Raw genomic sequence first — 17,205 nt, forward strand, 5'->3', positions numbered from 1 at the left:
TCCAAGTCATTGATGCTATTGGAAACTCTGCTGAACCAACGGAAAACAGCATGCAAGCAATGGCTGTTGCTCCTGTTGATAATCAAGGGAACGTAGACCACAGTCAGGTAGTGGTTTCTTATGTTGGAACCAATTTTGGAGACAAAAAAGATGTCCTGAATGACATTGAAAATCTAGGTATGGGTTTTACGGATAAAATGATAACAGGTCTCCCCTCAATTTCAGGGATGGGCAAAGGCATTCTAGAAGGACATTTTAACGATAGTGTTAAAAAGGAAGTTGTCGAAAACATTGTAGATGTTCAGTCAAAAACAGCATTAGAGTTTGCCCAGCGAGTAGAGAAAAAGGTTCGTAAAGAAAATCCCAATGCCATTATAACAAAGAATGGTCATTCTTTGGGAGAGTCTATGGCACTTTATACTGCCTTAAAAATGGGATGGAATAATGTTGGCTTTAATGGTCCAGATATTCATAATATTGTTTCGGAAGAAGAAATAGCCTATATGCAGGCGCATCCAGAGCAATTTCGTAACTTTAGAAATCCAAATGATATGTTTTTGGGGAACATTTTGGGGAATAAAACAGGCGTTGCCATTTATGTCAATATGACAGATGCTAGTTTTGTTGATGAATCTTTACGAATTTTACAGGATGATAAACTTTCTTGGAAAGAAAAGGCAGATAAGATCTATAGTCTGGGGGATAAATATCATAGTTATAATACTTGGAGATTTAATAATAGAGGTCAACTCATTGATGAAAATGGCAATGTTGTGACCAATACTGCAAAAGGAAATGCGAATGCCCTCATCCTAGAAACAAAAACGAGAATGTTGCGGTATTATGGCATGAAAAGCTTACTCACAGAAAGCGGAGGCGGCCTAAATAGCAACGAACAAATTTTTTTAGACAGTGAGCAGGCTACCATTGGTGCAAATGCTCTTGTTAATGCTGCTCAGCAAGTTTTGGATCAGATTAAGATTGAGAAACAAAGAGGAGTAGAAGAAGTTGAGTCTTTATTTGAAACGACCAAGTCTCCGTTTATGATCAGTAGTCTCAGTCCTGATGAAATTAGATCGGCTTTTGCAGCTGGTGGTGTCACGCATGATAGTGTTGTCGGAAATGTAGAAATCTCTCTACAAAATAAGCTCAACAAAGCGAGTCAAATATTAGACGAAATGACTAAATTAAAAGATAAAATTGCAGCTGGTATAAACAAAAAACTCGAAGAAGACATAGCTTTAGCAGGGGAATTCAATCAATGGAGAAATTTGAAGTAGCACAACGTGAAGTCGAAAAGAAAACTAAAGAATTAGAAGAATTGGAAGATCGGCATCGAGAAAAGTTGCAAGAATTTGAGGAAAGAAATGATTATTTTCAAACTGCGCGTCGTGCCATACAAAATATTCTTGATGAAAAGTACGAAGAAACTTTGCATTATTTGAAATCTACTGATGCGGATCAAGATTTTTATAGGATTCTTAATAGAGAGATGGAATCTTACCAAATGTTATCGGAAGATGCCTTGATGCAGGCCCAAAAAATATTGGAATTAGAATCTTTAAAAGAGAGTGATAATTTCCGACGAGAAAGACGATATCTAGATGATAAGTTAGAGGAGGCTTATCTACGTAGGAGAATAGCCGCAGATGACAATAATAAAACTAGAGAGTAAAAGGAAGTGATACTAAAATGGCAACAACATTAACTGAGGATATTACAGGTGTATTTACTGTAGGAAATTTCGATGATTTAGGAACTCGTCTGCTTGCTATTCAAAAACAGATTGAAAAATCTTTGATAACAAACGTTTATGCTCCACATATTCTTAGTAAAAGTGATGGTATTAAGACCAAATCTAAGGAAGCGATTAGTAAAGTTGCAAAGGAAGGAAAGTTGGCTATCAAGGGGATTAATGATACTTTAGATAGTGCCATCAAGGGACAATGGTCTACATCCGTTAGAGAGGCTGTTACAACAGCAAGCAACAAATATGATAAGATTTAGCAATTAATAATAAATAGCCTAAATAAATAAACTCGCCTAATCGATAGATTTTGTGTCTAACCTTTGGGGTGTAGTTCATTTATTTAGGTTCTTTTTTTACTTAATATCGAATTAATAAGTAAGGAGGTTGATATGTATCGTATTTCATTGCAGGATGACATAAGTATGATGCCGCGTGAACGGCTGATAAGAGAAGGAGCGGATAAACTTAGTAATCAGGAATTGCTATCTATATTTTTGCGAACAGGCAGCAAAAAAGAAACTGTTTTTCAAGTTTCTCAAAGGATATTATCATCGATTTCTAGTTTGAATGATTTAAAATATCTGACTTTGCAAGAATTGCAGACAATTTCAGGAATTGGTCCTGTGAAGGCTGTTGAGTTGCAGGCCATTATTGAGCTCGGATGCCGTATCAATAAGGCTGAAGTGCTGGAGAGGGAGCAAATTCTTGGAAGTCAAAAACTAGCTCGCAAAATGCAGGTCGAATTGGGAGATAAAAAGCAGGAATGTTTGGTTGCTATTTATCTCAACAGTCAAAACCAGATCATCCATCAGCAGACAATCTTTGTAGGAACGGTAACTAGAAGTATGGCTGAGCCGCGCGAGATTTTGCATTATGCGCTCAAACATTTGGCGACATCTATTATACTTGTACACAATCATCCTTCTGGAGTGACTTTACCAAGTAAGAATGACGATGAGGTCACCAAACACATGAGAGAAGCTTGTGAACTAATGGGGTTGGTTCTTTTAGATCATTTAATCGTTTCAAAAAATAATTATTATAGCTATCGTGAAAAAACGGATTTGATCTAAAGTTTGTGAACCACATAATCAAACAAGGCTAAATCCCCCGTTCTTGTGGGAAATAGAAATTCTGGATGCCACTGCACACCAAGAAATGGACTCCCATCAGTTGAGGTAACAGCCTCAATGACCTTATCCCGAGGATCGTAGGCTATAACTTCTAGATTTTTCGCTAGATCCTTGATACTTTGGTGATGGAATGAGTTGATTTGGCAAGTAGGTCCGTATAATTCATGGAGGATGGAGCCGTTTTTAGTGACCATAGTCTGTGTAGTGTATTGAGCAGTGCTATCTTGCCAGTGATTCTCGATGTCTTGGTGAAGTGTGCCACCCATAGCAACATTGTAAAGCTGAGTACCACGACAGACACCAAAAATAGGTTTGTTTTGCTTCCGCGCTTCTCGGATGAGAGCTAGTTCAAATAGATCCCTTTGAAGCAGATAATCATCGCTTTCGATAGTCTGTTCCTCGCCGTAGAAATGAGGATGGACATTTTGTCCACCGGTAAGGATCAGTTTATCAATCATAGTGATATAGGTGTGAGCTAAGGCTTCATCACCAATTGGCAAGATAATTGGAATTCCTCCAACTTTATTGACTCCCTCGATAAAGCCAGTTGAAGTATAACTGATATGGATAAATTGATCGTTGGGAATATCCCTTTGGTTTCCTGTTATACCGATAATCGGTTTTTTCATAAAGTGCCTGTTTCCTTTCTTACCTTACTCATCATCTTTTCTCATAAAGTAGAGTAAGGTTTGGAGTTCGCTGGTTAGGTCCACATATTGTACAACCACATCTTTGGGGACAGATAGGTGTACTGGGGAGAAGCAAAGAATTCCCTTGATACCAGCATCAACCAAGATGGATGCGACTTCTTGTGCCTTAACGCTCGGCACTGTCAGAATGGCTGTCTTTACGTTTCCTTCCTGGACCTTTTCTTTAATTTGAGAAATTCCATAAATAGGAATTCCATCATTTGTGGTGGTCCCGACGTCAGAATAATCATCTGTATCAAAGGCCATTACAATCTTCATTTTATTCCGTTCATGAAAGCGGTAGTGTAAAAGAGCACGGCCCATATTTCCGACACCAACAATCATGACATTTGTAATCGAGTTGTCGTTGAGAAGATTGGCAAAGAAATTCATTAGTTTCTTGACATCGTAGCCAAAACCTCTACGACCTAACTCACCGAAGTAAGAAAAGTCACGCCGAACAGTCGCAGAGTCGATTCCAATCGCCTCTGCGATTTGTTTTGAATTGGCCTTTTCAATATTTTCCGCGTTAAATCGTTTGAAAATCCGGTAGTAGAGGGAGAGCCGTTTAGCAGTAGCACGTGGAATAGAATTGCTTTTTTCAGTTTTCACAAAATCACGACCTTTCTATCTTCTATTCTATAGAAAGCTTGTGAAAAAATCAACTAATTTGATGAACAAAATATTATTATACTAATAAAGATAGATAAAATAATAGAAATAAGCAAAATTCTTAGAATTTCGCTTATTGGGGTGTTTTTTCAAAAATGTCTCTTTCAACTAAACTATCCATCAAGAAATAGAATTTTTGCTGAATAATATGGTGTTTTTCTGATTTGAAGATATTAACTAATCTTAAACCAGACTTGTCCGTAATATTGATTTTAACTCCGCTTAGATCTTTATTGATGATAATTTTAAGCAAGAATCCATCGCCACTATTGGGAACAGCTTCGAGTAAACGAGAAAGCTCGTAATTACCAACTTTTGTTTCAGCAAATGTATTGTCCCGTAAGGTAAATTTCTTAACATTTGGATGGAGTGAGTAGGTGAAGTCGCAGTTTGCTAAGCTAACAGATGTTTGAAAAGCCATCTTATCCTCCTAGTATTTCTTTTAGTTTTTGACTGAATAGTTTGATTTCTTGGATGCTAGTTTGGTCTGATACACTGATACGAATGGATTCTTTTAGGCGCTCAGAGTTTGGGCCATATAAGGCTTGAAGGACATGACTGGGCTGAACAGCACCAGCTGTACAAGCAGAGCCAGTCGAGATTGAAAAGCCATTAAGATCCATTTGAAGCAAGATAAGATCATTCTTTTGGTTTGGAAATCCAATATTGACAACATAAGGCAGGCTAGGCTGACTTTCGTTTAGGTAGTAGTCTATATCCGTTAGGTTGTCCAGTAAAGTATCTTTTAACTGCTGGGCATGCTCAAGATTTTCCTCTAAATGGGCAACACTTTCAGAAAGGGCAGTTGCCATTCCGACAATGGAAACGAGGTTTTCTGTACCCGCTCGATGCTTGTTTTCTTGATCGCCGCCATGCATGAAATTATCAAAATCCATCTGGTCAGCATAGAGAAATCCAACCCCTTTTGGACCGTGGAATTTATGAGCTGATGCACTCAGGAAATTGATTCCCCATTCTTCAGGATAGATGGGGAGCTTGCCGACGGCTTGGACTGCATCAACGTGAAAAGCAGCAGGATGATCTTTTAGCAATTCACCAATTTCTTGAATCGGCAAAATATAGCCTGTTTCATTGTTGACAGCCATGACTGAGACAAGGATAGTATCTGGTCTGAGAGCATTCTTGATATCTTCAGTTCGGATTTGGCCATCCACTGGCTGAATGATAGTCGCTTCAAAGCCAAAGTGCTCCACCAAGTATTCAACAGGCTCTAAAACAGCATGGTGTTCAATGGCCGTAGTGATAATATGCTTGCCTTGATTCTGATGGCGTAGGGCATATCCCTTGATTGCAGTGTTATTACTTTCAGTAGCACCTGATGTAAAGAGTATATTTTTACTCTGTGTGTGTAGAACTTTAGCAATATCTTCGCGAGCTTGTCGGAGCAGTTTTTTAGCTTCTCGACCGTGGCTGTGGGTACTGGATGGATTACCGAAGACTGTCATTGCCTGAGTCATGGACTCAATCGCAGCAGGCGATAAGGCAGTCGTAGCAGCATTATCTAAATAAATCACAAATTTATCCCTTATTTCTTTTGAAAAGCAAAAAGTGGGCTGACTGGTTTTCTTTCTTGAATACGCACGATAGCATCACCAATCAACTCGCTGGCTGTGATATAGTGAACATTCTTCGGAGTCTTTTCTTTAGTATCAACAGAGTCAGTCACTAAGATTTCTCGGATAGGAACACTGTCTAGTAAGTTGGCAGCTTCATCTGCAAATAAACCATGACTTGAGACAGCATAGATTTCGACAGCTCCCTCACGTTCAACGATTTTAGCAGCTTCTGAGAAGGTACGGCCGGTATTTAAGATATCGTCAATCAAAATAGCTTTTTTACCTTCAACTTCACCGATGATATAGCCTTCAGAGCGTCCTGCTTCATCTTCACCATAGTCGATGATGGCGATTGGAGCGTCGAGATATTCTGCCAAGCTACGAGCGCGTTTCACGCCAGAATTTTTCGGGCTAACGACGACAACATCCTCGCCAGTTAATCCCATATTGCAATAATGCTCAGCAAACAATGGAATGGTGAAGAGATTATCGACAGGAATATCAAAGAAGCCTTGTACTTGGACAGCGTGAAGGTCAAGTGAGATGACTCTGTCTACGCCAGCCCCAACAAGCATGTTGGCCACGAGTTTTGCAGTGATTGGCTCGCGAGGAGCGGCTGTCCGATCTTGGCGAGCATAACCAAAATAAGGCATAACTACAGTTACGGTATTGGCACTTGCTCGTTTACAGGCATCAACCATAATCAATAACTCCATCAAGTGATTATTGACTGGGAAGCTGGTAGACTGGATGATATAGATATCATAGCCACGAACACTCTCCTCAATGTTAATCTGAATCTCACCATCAGAAAATTGGCGGGAAGACAGCTTGCCTAAAGGTACGCCAGCAGCTTCAGCAATCTTCTCAGCGATTGAGTGATTAGAATTGAGGGAGAAAAGCTTCATATTTTTTTTGTCTGACATTAGAATGACCATCCTCTTTTTGTCTCTTTAGATTTATAAATATTATTTTACCAAAAAAATGAGATTATTTCAGCATTTTTACAAGTTTTCGGCAAATCTGGCAATCTTACTTTTACCAGGCTTGTATTGGATTTGATTTTCGTTTAAAAAGTCTTTGAATTTCTCTTCCCCTTCTTCGATATCATTGATTTCTAACTCTAATTCGAAATCTTTTTTGCCAAAGTAACGGCTTTCGTCTAAGGCAAAAAGGCCGATTGCATCTTGTTTTTCGTATCGAATATTTTCAAGGGTTCCGAGTATTGTTAGTTTGTCAATTGGGATTTTTTTCTCTTGGAGTTTGTCTAGGATTTCTCCCTGAGGGAATTGCAAATTTTCTGTAATTTCCTTAAATTCATCTTTTGACAAGGATTGGTTATACTCGAAATTTCCAAGTTTTTGAGGAATTTTTAGAGTAAACTCAGCAGCGTCAGGAGTGGTTCGGACTCGCAGAGCCATACGAGCTTCACGAAGAGCAAAGTCAGCCGAATCAATATAATAGTTGACTTGGAAAATTGGCTGGATATGATCAAAGAAGGTCAGAAGTCGTTTATGTTCGTCTTCTGTTAGCATTGTTTTGTATTCAATTTCTAAATGGTTCATTTTTAAATCCTTTTCTTTATCTGAAAGCGATTTTATGTTATAATAACAACTGTGTTTATTTTATACAAAAAACGAATAGATGACAAGGTATGTATATGACAATAGATTGGGAAGATTTTCTGGATCCATATATTCAGGCGGTTGGTGAGTTGAAAATCAAGCTTCGTGGCATTCGCAAACAGTATCGCAAACAGCAACGCCATTCACCGATCGAGTTTGTAACCGGTCGCGTAAAACATATTGAAAGCATCAAGGAAAAAATGGAACTTCGGGGGATAACTGAGGAAAACTTAGCCCAAGAGATGCAGGATATTGCTGGTTTGCGTGTTATGGTTCAATTTGTAGACGATGTGGATGAAGTTTTAGAAGTTTTGCGAAATCGGACAGATATGCGTATCGTTCATGAGCGTGATTACATCAAAAACAAAAAAGATAGTGGTTACCGTAGCTACCATGCCATTATTGAATATCCAGTAGATACGATTAATGGAAATAAAGTTATCTTGGCAGAAATTCAGATTCGTACCTTGTCCATGAACTTTTGGGCAACGATTGAGCACTCTTTAAACTATAAGTATAAAGGAGAATTTCCAGAGGAAATCAAACGGCGCTTGGAGATAACAGCCAATCTAGCCTATCAGCTAGATGAAGAGATGGGAGCCATTCGCGACGCCATCCAAGAAGCACAAGCACTCTTTGATCCTCTGCACCGCAAGCTAAATGACGGTGTTGGAAATAGTGACGATACAGATGAAGAATACAGGTAAAAAAATAGCGATAATCCGCAATCGCAAAAGGCAGAGTGAGGAAGTATTTCAAACTCTGATGCAAAAATTGCGGAAAGCAGGCTTTATCCTGACACCCAAAAATCCAGATATCGTGATTTCTGTCGGTGGTGATGGGATGCTGCTATCAGCCTTTCACAAATATGAAGAGCAGCTGGATAAGGTGCGCTTTGTCGGTGTCCATACCGGACATTTGGGTTTTTATACAGATTACCGAGACTTCGAAATCGATAAATTAGTGGAAAATTTAAAATTGGACACAGGTGCCAAGGTATCTTATCCGATTTTGAATGTCAAGCTAACCTTTGAAAATGGAGAAACGCGGACGATTCGCGCGCTCAATGAAGCAACGATTAAACGCTCCGACAGAACCATGGTAGTTGATGTGGTCATCAATAATGTCCATTTTGAGCGTTTTAGAGGCGATGGGATTTCTGTCTCAACGCCTACTGGAAGCACAGCCTACAATAAATCGTTAGGAGGAGCTGTTCTACATCCAACGATTGAAGCCTTGCAAGTGACAGAGATTGCTAGCCTCAACAATCGTGTGTATCGTACTTTAGGTTCCTCAGTTATTGTTCCTAAAAAAGATAAGATTGAGCTCCTACCGACTCGTAATGACTACTATACCATAGCGGTTGATAATCAAACATTTTCTTATAAAAATATTGTCCGTATTGAGTACCAAATCGATAATCATAAGATTAACTTTGTAGCTTCACCTAGCCATACCAGCTTTTGGAATCGCGTGAGAGACTCCTTTATCGAGGAGTGCCAAGAATGAGATTTGAATTTATTGCGGATGAGCATGTCAAAGTCAAAACTTTTTTGAAAAAGCATGAAATTTCAAAAGCCCTTTTGGCCAAAGTGAAGTTTGCAGGTGGCAATATTCTTGTCAATGGTCAATCTCAAAATGCCATTTATTTGCTGGGTATTGGCGATAAGGTGACAGTAGATATCCCTTCTGAGAAAGGATTTGAAAGCCTAGAAGCTGTGGATCGTGATTTGTCGATCTTGTATGAAGATGAGCACTTTCTAGTTTTAGATAAACCTGCCGGAGTAGCTAGTATTCCTAGTGTCAACCATTCGAATACGATGGCAAACTTTGTTAAGGCTTACTATATTCGGCAAGATTATGAAAATCAGCAGGTTCACATTGTAACGAGATTAGATCGCGATACCAGTGGACTCATGCTCTTTGCAAAACATGGCTATGCTCATGCAAGACTGGATAAGCAACTGCAGAAAAAAATGATTGAAAAGCGCTATTACGCGCTTGTTCAGGGGAGCGGTGAGCTTAAACTGGAAGGAGATATAATTGCGCCAATCGGGCGCGATCCTGACAGCATTATTACTAGATGTGTGACAAAGGATGGCAAGTATGCCCATACCAGCTACAAGGTTGTGGAGCAGTTTGGCGATATCTATCTGGTAGATATTCGCTTGCACACTGGACGAACCCATCAAATTCGTGTGCACTTTGCCCATCTTGGATTTCCGCTCCTCGGAGATGATCTTTATGGCGGGACATTGGAAGCGGGAATTACGCGTCAGGCCTTGCATTGCCACTCTTTATCTTTTTATAATCCATTTTTGGAAAAGCAGCTCCAATTGGAATCCCAGTTGCCGATTGATTTCCAAAACACCATTACATCGTTAACAAAAAATAATTAATTTTTAAAGGAGAAACTCATGGAAGTTTTTGAAAGTCTAAGAGACTCAGTTGTTGGTAAAAATGTTCGTATTGTATTGCCAGAAGGACAAGAACCACGTATTCTTCAAGCGGTTAAACGCATAGTAAAAGAATCAGAAGTTACACCAGTTCTTTTGGGAAATCCAGATAAGATCCGTATTTACTTGGAAATCGAAAACATTATGGACGGATATGAAATCATAGATCCTAAAAACTATGACAGAATGGAAGAAATGGTAGCTGCTCTTGTGGAACGTCGTAAGGGCAAAGTCAGTGAAGAAGAAGCTCTTGAGCTTTTAAAAACAGACGTTAACTATTTTGGGGTGATGCTAGTCTATCTCGGTATCGTAGATGGTATGGTTTCCGGCTCTATCCACTCTACAGCTGCTACAGTGCGTCCAGCCTTGCAAATCATTAAAACACGTCCAAATGTAACAAGAACTTCAGGTGCCTTCCTCATGGTGCGTGGTTCAGAACGGTATCTTTTCAGCGACTGTGCCATTAATATCAATCCTGACTCAGAAGCCTTGGCGGAAATCGCGATTAACTCAGCTGTGACAGCTAAAATGTTTGGCATTGATCCTAAGATTGCTATGCTGAGCTATTCAACTAAAGGTTCTGGCTTTGGAGAAAGCGTTGATAAAGTGGTTCAAGCGACTAAGTTGGTCCATGACTTACGCCCAGACTTAGAAGTTGACGGGGAATTGCAATTTGACGCTGCCTTTGTACCAAGCACAGCAGCCTTGAAAGCTCCAGGAAGTAAGGTTGCAGGTAAAGCGACTGTCTTTGTCTTCCCAAGTATTGAAGCTGGAAATATCGGCTATAAAATGGCAGAGCGTTTAGGTGGGTTCTCAGCTGTCGGTCCAGTTCTTCAAGGATTGAATAAGCCAGTAAACGACCTTTCACGCGGATGTAATTCAGATGACGTTTATAACTTAACACTGATTACAGCTGCACAAAGTGTTGACCAATAAAATAACTAAAAAAGATGAGTGATTCATCTTTTTTAGTCTGTTTAAGTATGAGAAAAATGTTAGATTTAAAAAAATTTGGAATTGAAATGTGGGAAGAGGAGAAGATTGCCTCTTTTCGCAAGAAATTATTGACTTGGTATGATGAACATAAACGTGATTTGCCTTGGCGCCGAACAAACAATCCTTATCATATCTGGGTTTCTGAGATTATGTTGCAGCAAACACGTGTGGATACGGTGATTCCTTACTATGAGCGTTTTCTTGACTGGTTTCCAACTGTTGCCGACTTAGCTCAAGTGCCAGAGGAGAGACTGCTCAAAGCTTGGGAAGGTTTGGGCTATTATTCGCGGGTGCGAAATATGCAAAAAGCAGCCCAGCAGATAATGACGGATTTTGCTGGAAAATTTCCTGATAGCTATGAAGGAATTGCTAGCCTCAAAGGGATTGGACCTTATACGGCTGGTGCCATTGCTAGTATTGCCTTTGGTCTAGCTGAGCCTGCGGTAGACGGCAATGTCATGCGGGTGCTGAGTCGATTATTCGAAGTGGATTTAGATATTGGCCAACCAAGCAATCGCAAGGTCTTTCAGGCTATGATGGAGATTTTGATTGATCCAGACAGACCTGGTGATTTCAATCAGGCGTTGATGGATTTGGGATCGGATATTGAAGCTCCTGTTAATCCCCATCCAGAAGACAGTCCTGTAAAGGAGTTCAGTGCAGCCTATTTACATGGAACTATGGATAAATATCCTATTAAAGCGCCTAAAAAGAAGCCTGTTCCGGTCTATCTTCAAGGCTTGATTATCGAAAATGAGCAAGGACAATTCTTGCTTGAAAAAAATGAGGCTGCTGGCTTGTTATCTGGTTTTTGGCATTTTCCCTTGATTGAAGTCGAGGAATTTCAATCAGATAATCAGATGTCTCTCTTTGAGGTGGCTGAAAATCAGCCTAGTCTGGATCTGTCTCCTCAAGAAAGTTTTGAGCAGGATTATGATTTGACTGTCGATTGGCAGCAGCAGTCTTTCCCAAAGGTGCAACATGTCTTCAGCCATTGCAAGTGGCATATCCAGCTAGCTTATGGACGAGTCAAAGATAGTCGGCATGCAGCAGACGGAGAGGTCTTGTGGCTACATCCAGAGGAATTTGAGAAGTACCCCTTTGCCAAGCCCCAGCAGAAGATGTGGGAGGCTTTTAGGAACGTAAAAGATGGAAACTAAGGTCAATAGTCTGTTGTACTCGATTAAATTTACGAAGAATAGGAAATCACTAAAATATGTCCCATACCTCTAGTCCTCCAGATAAAACTTTTATTGGACGTCGTAGCAAACTTGCTGGTGTCATTTATTTTATATTAGGCGCTTTGAATCTCTTACATTGCCTTCTTTATTTTCAGTGGGTATTTTCTCCAACGGTGAAACCTGATTTCGTCATTATTCCAATTTTTATAGGCTTAAATATTTATTTTTTGACTCGCGAGTTCATCTATAAATGCTTCCATTGGTGTGGCTATCATGCCTTACCTGAGTTAGTTGAGTTCGGGAGCGGACGTTATTCCTTTCACTTGCCTGTCTTCGAAAGACATACCGAAAACTATAAAGTCTATTACAGTAAAAGATCGAAGAAACATCAATTTCTCTTCTTAGTGAGCTATATCTTATATGTGAATTTAATTTTAGGAGTTCTTTTGCTCTTCTCATGTGTATACTGGGCTATGTTTATTGAAAGTTCCTCGAAATTTCAAGATTGGCACGCTTTTCTATTTATTTTTTCACTAATCATCCTGTATCTCTGTATTGAAGCTTTATTTAAAAAATATAAACATTGGTTTAAAAATTATTTTAAACTAGATGATGAAATAGTAGAACACGGCTTTCCGATATATACTTTGAAAGAAAAATAAAAGACAAACAATATAGTTTGTCTTTTTTGTTTTTAAAATAGCTTATAGTCCTTCTCGTTTTGTAAGGCGTGAGACAAATAAACTACCCTTTAGATGGAGACTTGTGATTAAATCCCAGCAAAAGCTTTAATTTCATCTGCAGTCATAGAAGAATCACAACGAACAGATACTTGGCCGTCTTGAACATGAACAAAACCAGGGACCGTCGGAATGCTGTATTCAGAGCGGAAGGCTTGCAGTTTCTCTAATTCGCTAGCTTCTTCGCTATTGATAAAGAAAATATGCGCCTTGGTATCAGCGACAACGCCTGCAAGAGTAGCAGCGAATTTACGGCAGTAAGGGCAAGTTTTGCGACCAACGAAGAAAGTTGCTGTCTCTTTGTCAGCAATCGCTTGACGAGCTCGGTCAACAGTTGTGACTTCTAGGTCTTTAATATTTTGAGCAAATTGTTCCATAAATAATCCTCATTTCTTTTGATAAAACTAGTATGCCATAAAAAGTAGAAAAATGCATGATTTGGAAACGAAAAACCAGAGAATCTGAACTTTATTCTCTGGTTAATAAGATTATTTTATTTGATAAAGGCGTTAATTTCTGCTTCAATAGCAGCAATTTTTGCTTGAGAATCCTCATTGCTATCGCCGACAACGGCAATGTAGAACTTGATTTTTGGTTCAGTACCAGAAGGACGAACAGCGATCCATGAACCATCCGCAAGTGTGTATTTCAAGACGTCGCTTGGAGGAGTTGTCAAGTTTGTAACAGTACCATCTGCAGCAGTAGCAGTTTGAGCCTTAAAGTCTTCTACGACAGTAATAGCTGTTGCGTTCCATTCTTTTGGAGCATTGTTACGGAACTTAGCCATGATAGCCTTGATTTGCTCAGCACCGTCAACACCAGACAAGGTTACAGAGATAGTCTTTTCTGCGTAGTAACCATACTCTTTGTAGATTTCTTCGATACCGTCAGCTAATGTCAAACCACGAGAACGATAGTAAGCAGCAAGCTCAGCAACGACAAGAACGGCTTGGATAGCGTCTTTATCACGTACGAATGGTTTAATCAAGTAACCGAAGCTTTCTTCAAATCCCATCATGTAAGTGTGATTGTGTTTTTCTTCGAATTCTTGAATCTTTTCAGCGATAAATTTGAAACCAGTCAAAACATTGAACATGGTTGCGCCGTAGCTTTCAGCAATCTTCGTTACCAAGTCAGTTGATACGATGGATTTGCAGAGAGCTGCATTTTCAGGAAGAGTTCCAGCATTTTTATGGGCTTCCAAGATGTATTTAGCCATGATAGCACCGATTTGGTTACCTGAAAGGTTGAGGTAGCTACCATCTTTTTGAAGCACTTCCACACCAACACGGTCAGCGTCAGGGTCAGTTGCGACAAGAACATCTGCACCAACTTGACGACCAAGTTCTTCAGCAAGGGCAAAGGCTGCTTGGCTTTCTGGGTTTGGAGACTTAACAGTAGAAAAGTCAGGGTCTGGAGTTGCTTGCGCTTCAACAACTTGAACAGAATCAAATCCTGCTTGAGCAAGAGCACGACGAGCCAACATTTCACCCGTACCATGAAGTGGTGTGTAGACAATCTTCATGTCTTTACCAAATTCTTCAATCAAGGTTGGGTTGATGTTAACATCTTTGACTTCTTTGAGGTATTCAACATCGACAGCTTCACCGATCACTTCAATCAAGCCAGAAGCTTTTTCAGCTTCAACATCAGCAACTTCAATAGCAAAAGGATTTTCAATCGCACGGATATAGTCGGTCAATGCATCTGCATCATGTGGAGGCATTTGTCCGCCATCTTCACCATAGACCTTGTAGCCGTTAAATGGAGCAGGGTTGTGGCTGGCTGTAATCATAATACCAGCAAAAGTTCCTAAGTGACGTACCGCAAATGAAAGTTCTGGAGTTGGGCGCAGGCTTTCAAAGACATAAGACTTGATGCCGTGCTTAGCCAAAACAGCAGCAGATTCAAAAGCAAACTCTGGTGAGAAGTGGCGAGAGTCGTAGGCGATTGCTACACCACGTTTTTTGAACTCATCTCCTTTTTCGTCAATCAAACGAGCCAAACCTTCCGTTGCCTGACGGACAACATAAATATTAATACGGTTGGTACCAGCGCCAATTAAACCACGCATACCAGCAGTACCGAATTCAAGGTTTGTATAAAAGGCATCTTCCTTAGTTTTTTCGTCCATACCTTCTAAATCTTTCCGAAGATAATCAGGAAGTTCAGCAAAATCAAGCCATTTTTGGAAGTTATCTTGATAGGTCATAGGTAGAGTCTCCTTTATATTTAAGATAGAAAATCACTGTGTGTTTTTAAGAAAGGGCACAAGATTTCCTTGTTTGTTCAATCGCTTTCATTGTAACATATTTTCATATTTTTTGAAAGTACCGACCTAAAAAATAGTGAAATACTTTGAAAAAATGAACATGCTTGGATCAAAAAAATAATCACGCTAGGTGATTATTTTTTAAGTTTTTCAAGTGCTGGAACGATTGCAACTGTAAGGATAGCAGAAATAATCATTTCTGAGATTGCATTAGCTGAAAAAATCAATGCAAGCATGGCTTTGATATCTCCATTGTAAACAGATGAAAATAGAATGAAAATTCCTCCAAGAACGAAGATGGTGTTGGTCATTGAGCCTACGGCACCAGCTAAAACTAAACCTGGCTTAGTTTTCATCCATTTGTAGACAAAATACGGAGTGATTCCAATTAGAATACGTGGAACCATAGCAATTATCAATGAATTGATACTACCGTTTTCTACAAAAGGACTGAAGAGGTAGCTAGTTGGTAGCAGGACAACGGTGTTGGTCACCACACTGATTACCCCCATCAGAGCGCCAAGAACAGCTCCAATTCGCGGCCCATAGATAATGCTAGCAATAATGACTGGAATATGAATAATGGTCGGTTTAATCGGAACCGGTAGTAGGTTGAAAATAACAGAGCTCAGCAGATGGAGCACTAACATAATAGCAAAAAAGATAGCAATTTGCGCGATACTAGATTGTTTTCTCATTTATAATTTCCTTTACTTTTTCTATAATAATATTGACATCAGCTAGAGCGCCAGCTCCATGGTCTCCGCAAGCTAGAATAGCTTCACGTGGTTCAATAATCTCCCAGCCAAATTTTTTTAATCTTTCCAAATTGTGCTGAGTTAGTGGATTTTCATACATCTTGGTATTCATGGCTGGCGCGATGGCTTTTTTGACATGAGATGGGAGAGCAAGAGCTGTAGCGGTTACCATATTGTCTGCCAGACCATTAGCCAGTTTGGCGATGGTATTGGCTGTAGCAGGAGCGACTAAGAAAAGATTTGTTTCTTTGCCGATTTCAATATGGTTGACCTTGTCTGGCCTCGGCTCGTCCATAAGGTCAAGGGAAACAGGATTCTTTGATAAAACCTGTAAGGTCAGCGGGGTGATAAAGTGACTGGCAGCTTCCGTCATGAGAACAGACACACTGTAGCTTAGCTTACCCAGCTGGCTCGTAATATCTGCTGCTTTATAGGCCGAAATACTGCCCGTGACAGCGAGAGTAACATGGATCATGAACTGTCTCCTTTCTGGATATGGCTTAACAATTGTTCAGCAATTTCTGCCTTGGAGAAAGCTTCTGTGATAGTGACTGCTCCTAGGAGATAGGCGTGGTGTTGCCCGCTAGAAATTTCAGTCAAATCGTTGGCTACAATTAATTCGGCCTGATTTTTTTCAAGGCTAGCTCTAGCAGCAGCCAGCAACTCTTCTTTAGAAACGCCAACCAAGAGCTTGAAGCCAATCAATCGAATATTGGGATTCCATTCCTTGACCTTGCTGATGATTTTAGGATTTTTCTTGAGGAAAAGTACCTGATAGTCATCAGCAGACGAAATCTTACTTTCAGAATTACTTTTTTCCAGAAATTCTGCCAAATCTGAACTGGCAAGAACCTCCTCAAATCCTGCCATATACACTGGTTTATAGTCAGAAACAGCCATTGAATGAATAAGCACATCATGAGCTGGTACCAGCTCTTCCATGGCTATCAGGAGCTGCTCCGTATCTTCGATAATCTTAATCGTTAGGTTGTCATGCGGTGCAGGTTTAACAGCCTTCGCCGTGGTTAGCAGCGTCACGTAGGCACCATTGGTCAAACAATGCTCAGCTATCATTTTTCCGAGTTGGCCTGTCGAATGATTGGTGATAGAGCGAACTTGGTCGATTTTTTCACTCGTTCCGCCAGAAGTAATCAATATGTTCATAGCCTTATTCTACAAGAAAAAATGAATTTAGTAAAATAAAATTAACTTAAGGTTCAATTTAGTCAAACTTATTTTTTCACTAAGGAAGATGTATTATATGAAAAAAATTGAAGTAATTACCGAACATTATGTTGCTATTGGAGTTTAAATGTGCAGTTTTGCATCATATTTGTTATAATAGTTTTATCAAAT

At 39.7% G+C, this 17,205-nt stretch carries 21 protein-coding genes; 10 read left to right on the forward strand and 11 right to left on the reverse strand.

Annotation, left to right across the window (positions count from 1 at the left end; genetic code table 11):
* Positions 1–50: 50 nt before the first annotated feature.
* The 4 genes from D8797_RS04655 (at position 51) to radC (ending at position 2,823) form a co-directional block, all read left to right on the forward strand.
* Positions 51–1,280 carry a lipase gene (locus D8797_RS04655; RefSeq protein ID WP_260471208.1) on the forward strand — a complete coding sequence of 410 codons (1,230 nt, stop codon included), beginning with the start codon at positions 51–53 and terminating at the stop codon, positions 1,278–1,280.
* On the forward strand, positions 1,262–1,675 hold the full coding sequence (locus D8797_RS04660) for a hypothetical protein (protein ID WP_125379452.1): 414 nt from the start codon (positions 1,262–1,264) through the stop codon (positions 1,673–1,675). The genes D8797_RS04655 and D8797_RS04660 overlap by 19 nt, the downstream gene beginning before the upstream one ends.
* A 17-nt stretch (positions 1,676–1,692) precedes the next feature.
* On the forward strand, positions 1,693–2,007 hold the full coding sequence (locus tag D8797_RS04665) for a hypothetical protein (protein WP_015605011.1): 315 nt from the start codon (positions 1,693–1,695) through the stop codon (positions 2,005–2,007).
* A gap of 132 nt (positions 2,008–2,139) precedes the next feature.
* The gene (gene radC, locus D8797_RS04670) at positions 2,140–2,823 is read left to right on the forward strand and encodes a RadC family protein (RefSeq protein ID WP_062005327.1); all 684 of its coding nucleotides are present in this window, start codon (positions 2,140–2,142) and stop codon (positions 2,821–2,823) included.
* Here the strand turns inward: radC and D8797_RS04675 are convergent.
* From D8797_RS04675 to D8797_RS04700, 6 genes are all read right to left on the reverse strand, one after another.
* The gene (locus tag D8797_RS04675) at positions 2,820–3,512 is read right to left on the reverse strand and encodes a gamma-glutamyl-gamma-aminobutyrate hydrolase family protein (RefSeq protein WP_045497467.1); all 693 of its coding nucleotides are present in this window, start codon (positions 3,510–3,512) and stop codon (positions 2,820–2,822) included. The two genes, radC and D8797_RS04675, sit on opposite strands and share 4 nt — an antisense overlap.
* Positions 3,513–3,536: 24 nt before the next feature.
* The gene (locus D8797_RS04680; RefSeq protein ID WP_125379453.1) at positions 3,537–4,184 is read right to left on the reverse strand and encodes a redox-sensing transcriptional repressor Rex; all 648 of its coding nucleotides are present in this window, start codon (positions 4,182–4,184) and stop codon (positions 3,537–3,539) included.
* Between the two features lie 133 nt (positions 4,185–4,317).
* On the reverse strand, positions 4,318–4,665 hold the full coding sequence (locus D8797_RS04685; RefSeq protein WP_125371928.1) for a DUF1831 domain-containing protein: 348 nt from the start codon (positions 4,663–4,665) through the stop codon (positions 4,318–4,320).
* Position 4,666: 1 nt separating this feature from the next.
* On the reverse strand, positions 4,667–5,779 hold the full coding sequence (locus D8797_RS04690; RefSeq protein ID WP_125379454.1) for a cysteine desulfurase family protein: 1,113 nt from the start codon (positions 5,777–5,779) through the stop codon (positions 4,667–4,669).
* An 11-nt stretch (positions 5,780–5,790) separates the two neighbouring features.
* Positions 5,791–6,747, reverse strand: coding sequence for a ribose-phosphate diphosphokinase (locus D8797_RS04695; protein ID WP_125379455.1), 957 nt, complete (start codon positions 6,745–6,747; stop codon positions 5,791–5,793).
* Between the two features lie 78 nt (positions 6,748–6,825).
* Entirely contained in the window at positions 6,826–7,386 is a 561-nt protein-coding gene (locus D8797_RS04700; RefSeq protein WP_125379456.1) for a CYTH domain-containing protein, read from the reverse strand.
* Positions 7,387–7,481: 95 nt separating this feature from the next.
* On the opposite strand from D8797_RS04700, the gene yjbM reads away from it, so the two are divergent.
* Genes yjbM through D8797_RS04730 form a run of 6 tightly spaced genes read left to right on the forward strand, consistent with a single transcriptional unit; the run spans position 7,482 to position 12,741 of the window.
* On the forward strand, positions 7,482–8,153 hold the full coding sequence (gene yjbM, locus D8797_RS04705) for a GTP diphosphokinase (RefSeq protein WP_125379457.1): 672 nt from the start codon (positions 7,482–7,484) through the stop codon (positions 8,151–8,153).
* Entirely contained in the window at positions 8,137–8,955 is an 819-nt protein-coding gene (locus tag D8797_RS04710; protein WP_005590379.1) for an NAD kinase, read from the forward strand. Before yjbM ends, D8797_RS04710 begins: the two co-directional genes overlap by 17 nt.
* Entirely contained in the window at positions 8,952–9,845 is an 894-nt protein-coding gene (locus tag D8797_RS04715) for an RluA family pseudouridine synthase (protein ID WP_125379458.1), read from the forward strand. Before D8797_RS04710 ends, D8797_RS04715 begins: the two co-directional genes overlap by 4 nt.
* An 18-nt stretch (positions 9,846–9,863) precedes the next feature.
* The gene (gene pta / locus D8797_RS04720) at positions 9,864–10,838 is read left to right on the forward strand and encodes a phosphate acetyltransferase (protein WP_125379459.1); all 975 of its coding nucleotides are present in this window, start codon (positions 9,864–9,866) and stop codon (positions 10,836–10,838) included.
* A gap of 56 nt (positions 10,839–10,894) precedes the next feature.
* A complete protein-coding gene (gene mutY / locus D8797_RS04725) occupies positions 10,895–12,058 on the forward strand; it encodes an A/G-specific adenine glycosylase (protein WP_125379460.1) in 1,164 nt (387 codons plus the stop codon).
* 56 nt (positions 12,059–12,114) lie between these two features.
* Positions 12,115–12,741, forward strand: a complete 627-nt coding sequence (locus tag D8797_RS04730) for a DUF4014 domain-containing protein (protein WP_125379461.1) — start codon at positions 12,115–12,117, stop codon at positions 12,739–12,741.
* 107 nt (positions 12,742–12,848) lie between these two features.
* Here D8797_RS04730 and D8797_RS04735 read toward each other — a convergent pair whose 3' ends face one another.
* From D8797_RS04735 to D8797_RS04755, 5 genes are all read right to left on the reverse strand, one after another.
* Positions 12,849–13,196 (reverse strand): DUF6568 family protein, encoded by a 348-nt coding sequence (locus tag D8797_RS04735; RefSeq protein ID WP_062005312.1) that lies wholly within the window; start codon positions 13,194–13,196, stop codon positions 12,849–12,851.
* Positions 13,197–13,312: 116 nt separating this feature from the next.
* Entirely contained in the window at positions 13,313–15,031 is a 1,719-nt protein-coding gene (locus D8797_RS04740) for a phospho-sugar mutase (protein WP_125379462.1), read from the reverse strand.
* Positions 15,032–15,225: 194 nt separating this feature from the next.
* Positions 15,226–15,789 (reverse strand): ECF transporter S component, encoded by a 564-nt coding sequence (locus D8797_RS04745; protein ID WP_125379463.1) that lies wholly within the window; start codon positions 15,787–15,789, stop codon positions 15,226–15,228.
* Positions 15,773–16,324, reverse strand: a complete 552-nt coding sequence (gene coaC / locus D8797_RS04750; RefSeq protein WP_125379464.1) for a phosphopantothenoylcysteine decarboxylase — start codon at positions 16,322–16,324, stop codon at positions 15,773–15,775. The genes D8797_RS04745 and coaC overlap by 17 nt, the downstream gene beginning before the upstream one ends.
* Positions 16,321–17,013 carry a phosphopantothenate--cysteine ligase gene (locus D8797_RS04755; protein WP_125379465.1) on the reverse strand — a complete coding sequence of 231 codons (693 nt, stop codon included), beginning with the start codon at positions 17,011–17,013 and terminating at the stop codon, positions 16,321–16,323. The genes coaC and D8797_RS04755 overlap by 4 nt, the downstream gene beginning before the upstream one ends.
* Positions 17,014–17,205 lie beyond the last annotated feature (192 nt).

The sequence above is a fragment of the Streptococcus cristatus genome (assembly GCF_003944225.1).
Lineage (GTDB): Bacteria > Bacillota > Bacilli > Lactobacillales > Streptococcaceae > Streptococcus > Streptococcus cristatus_K.

Excerpts from the sequence above, each read along its gene's own strand:
- D8797_RS04715 (WP_125379458.1), top strand. The coding sequence starts at position 8,952 with ATGAGATTTGAATTTATTGCGGATGAGCATGTCAAAGTCAAAACTTTT.
- coaC (WP_125379464.1), bottom strand. The coding sequence starts at position 16,324 with ATGATCCATGTTACTCTCGCTGTCACGGGCAGTATTTCGGCCTATAAA.
- D8797_RS04685 (WP_125371928.1), bottom strand. The coding sequence starts at position 4,665 with ATGGCTTTTCAAACATCTGTTAGCTTAGCAAACTGCGACTTCACCTAC.
- D8797_RS04740 (WP_125379462.1), bottom strand. The coding sequence starts at position 15,031 with ATGACCTATCAAGATAACTTCCAAAAATGGCTTGATTTTGCTGAACTT.
- yjbM (WP_125379457.1), top strand. The coding sequence starts at position 7,482 with ATGACAATAGATTGGGAAGATTTTCTGGATCCATATATTCAGGCGGTT.
- D8797_RS04730 (WP_125379461.1), top strand. The coding sequence starts at position 12,115 with ATGTCCCATACCTCTAGTCCTCCAGATAAAACTTTTATTGGACGTCGT.
- D8797_RS04660 (WP_125379452.1), top strand. The coding sequence starts at position 1,262 with ATGGAGAAATTTGAAGTAGCACAACGTGAAGTCGAAAAGAAAACTAAA.
- pta (WP_125379459.1), top strand. The coding sequence starts at position 9,864 with ATGGAAGTTTTTGAAAGTCTAAGAGACTCAGTTGTTGGTAAAAATGTT.
- D8797_RS04675 (WP_045497467.1), bottom strand. The coding sequence starts at position 3,512 with ATGAAAAAACCGATTATCGGTATAACAGGAAACCAAAGGGATATTCCC.
- D8797_RS04695 (WP_125379455.1), bottom strand. The coding sequence starts at position 6,747 with ATGTCAGACAAAAAAAATATGAAGCTTTTCTCCCTCAATTCTAATCAC.
- D8797_RS04755 (WP_125379465.1), bottom strand. The coding sequence starts at position 17,013 with ATGAACATATTGATTACTTCTGGCGGAACGAGTGAAAAAATCGACCAA.
- D8797_RS04735 (WP_062005312.1), bottom strand. The coding sequence starts at position 13,196 with ATGGAACAATTTGCTCAAAATATTAAAGACCTAGAAGTCACAACTGTT.
- D8797_RS04655 (WP_260471208.1), top strand. The coding sequence starts at position 51 with ATGCAAGCAATGGCTGTTGCTCCTGTTGATAATCAAGGGAACGTAGAC.
- D8797_RS04700 (WP_125379456.1), bottom strand. The coding sequence starts at position 7,386 with ATGAACCATTTAGAAATTGAATACAAAACAATGCTAACAGAAGACGAA.
- mutY (WP_125379460.1), top strand. The coding sequence starts at position 10,895 with ATGTTAGATTTAAAAAAATTTGGAATTGAAATGTGGGAAGAGGAGAAG.
- D8797_RS04745 (WP_125379463.1), bottom strand. The coding sequence starts at position 15,789 with ATGAGAAAACAATCTAGTATCGCGCAAATTGCTATCTTTTTTGCTATT.
- D8797_RS04665 (WP_015605011.1), top strand. The coding sequence starts at position 1,693 with ATGGCAACAACATTAACTGAGGATATTACAGGTGTATTTACTGTAGGA.
- D8797_RS04710 (WP_005590379.1), top strand. The coding sequence starts at position 8,137 with ATGAAGAATACAGGTAAAAAAATAGCGATAATCCGCAATCGCAAAAGG.
- radC (WP_062005327.1), top strand. The coding sequence starts at position 2,140 with ATGTATCGTATTTCATTGCAGGATGACATAAGTATGATGCCGCGTGAA.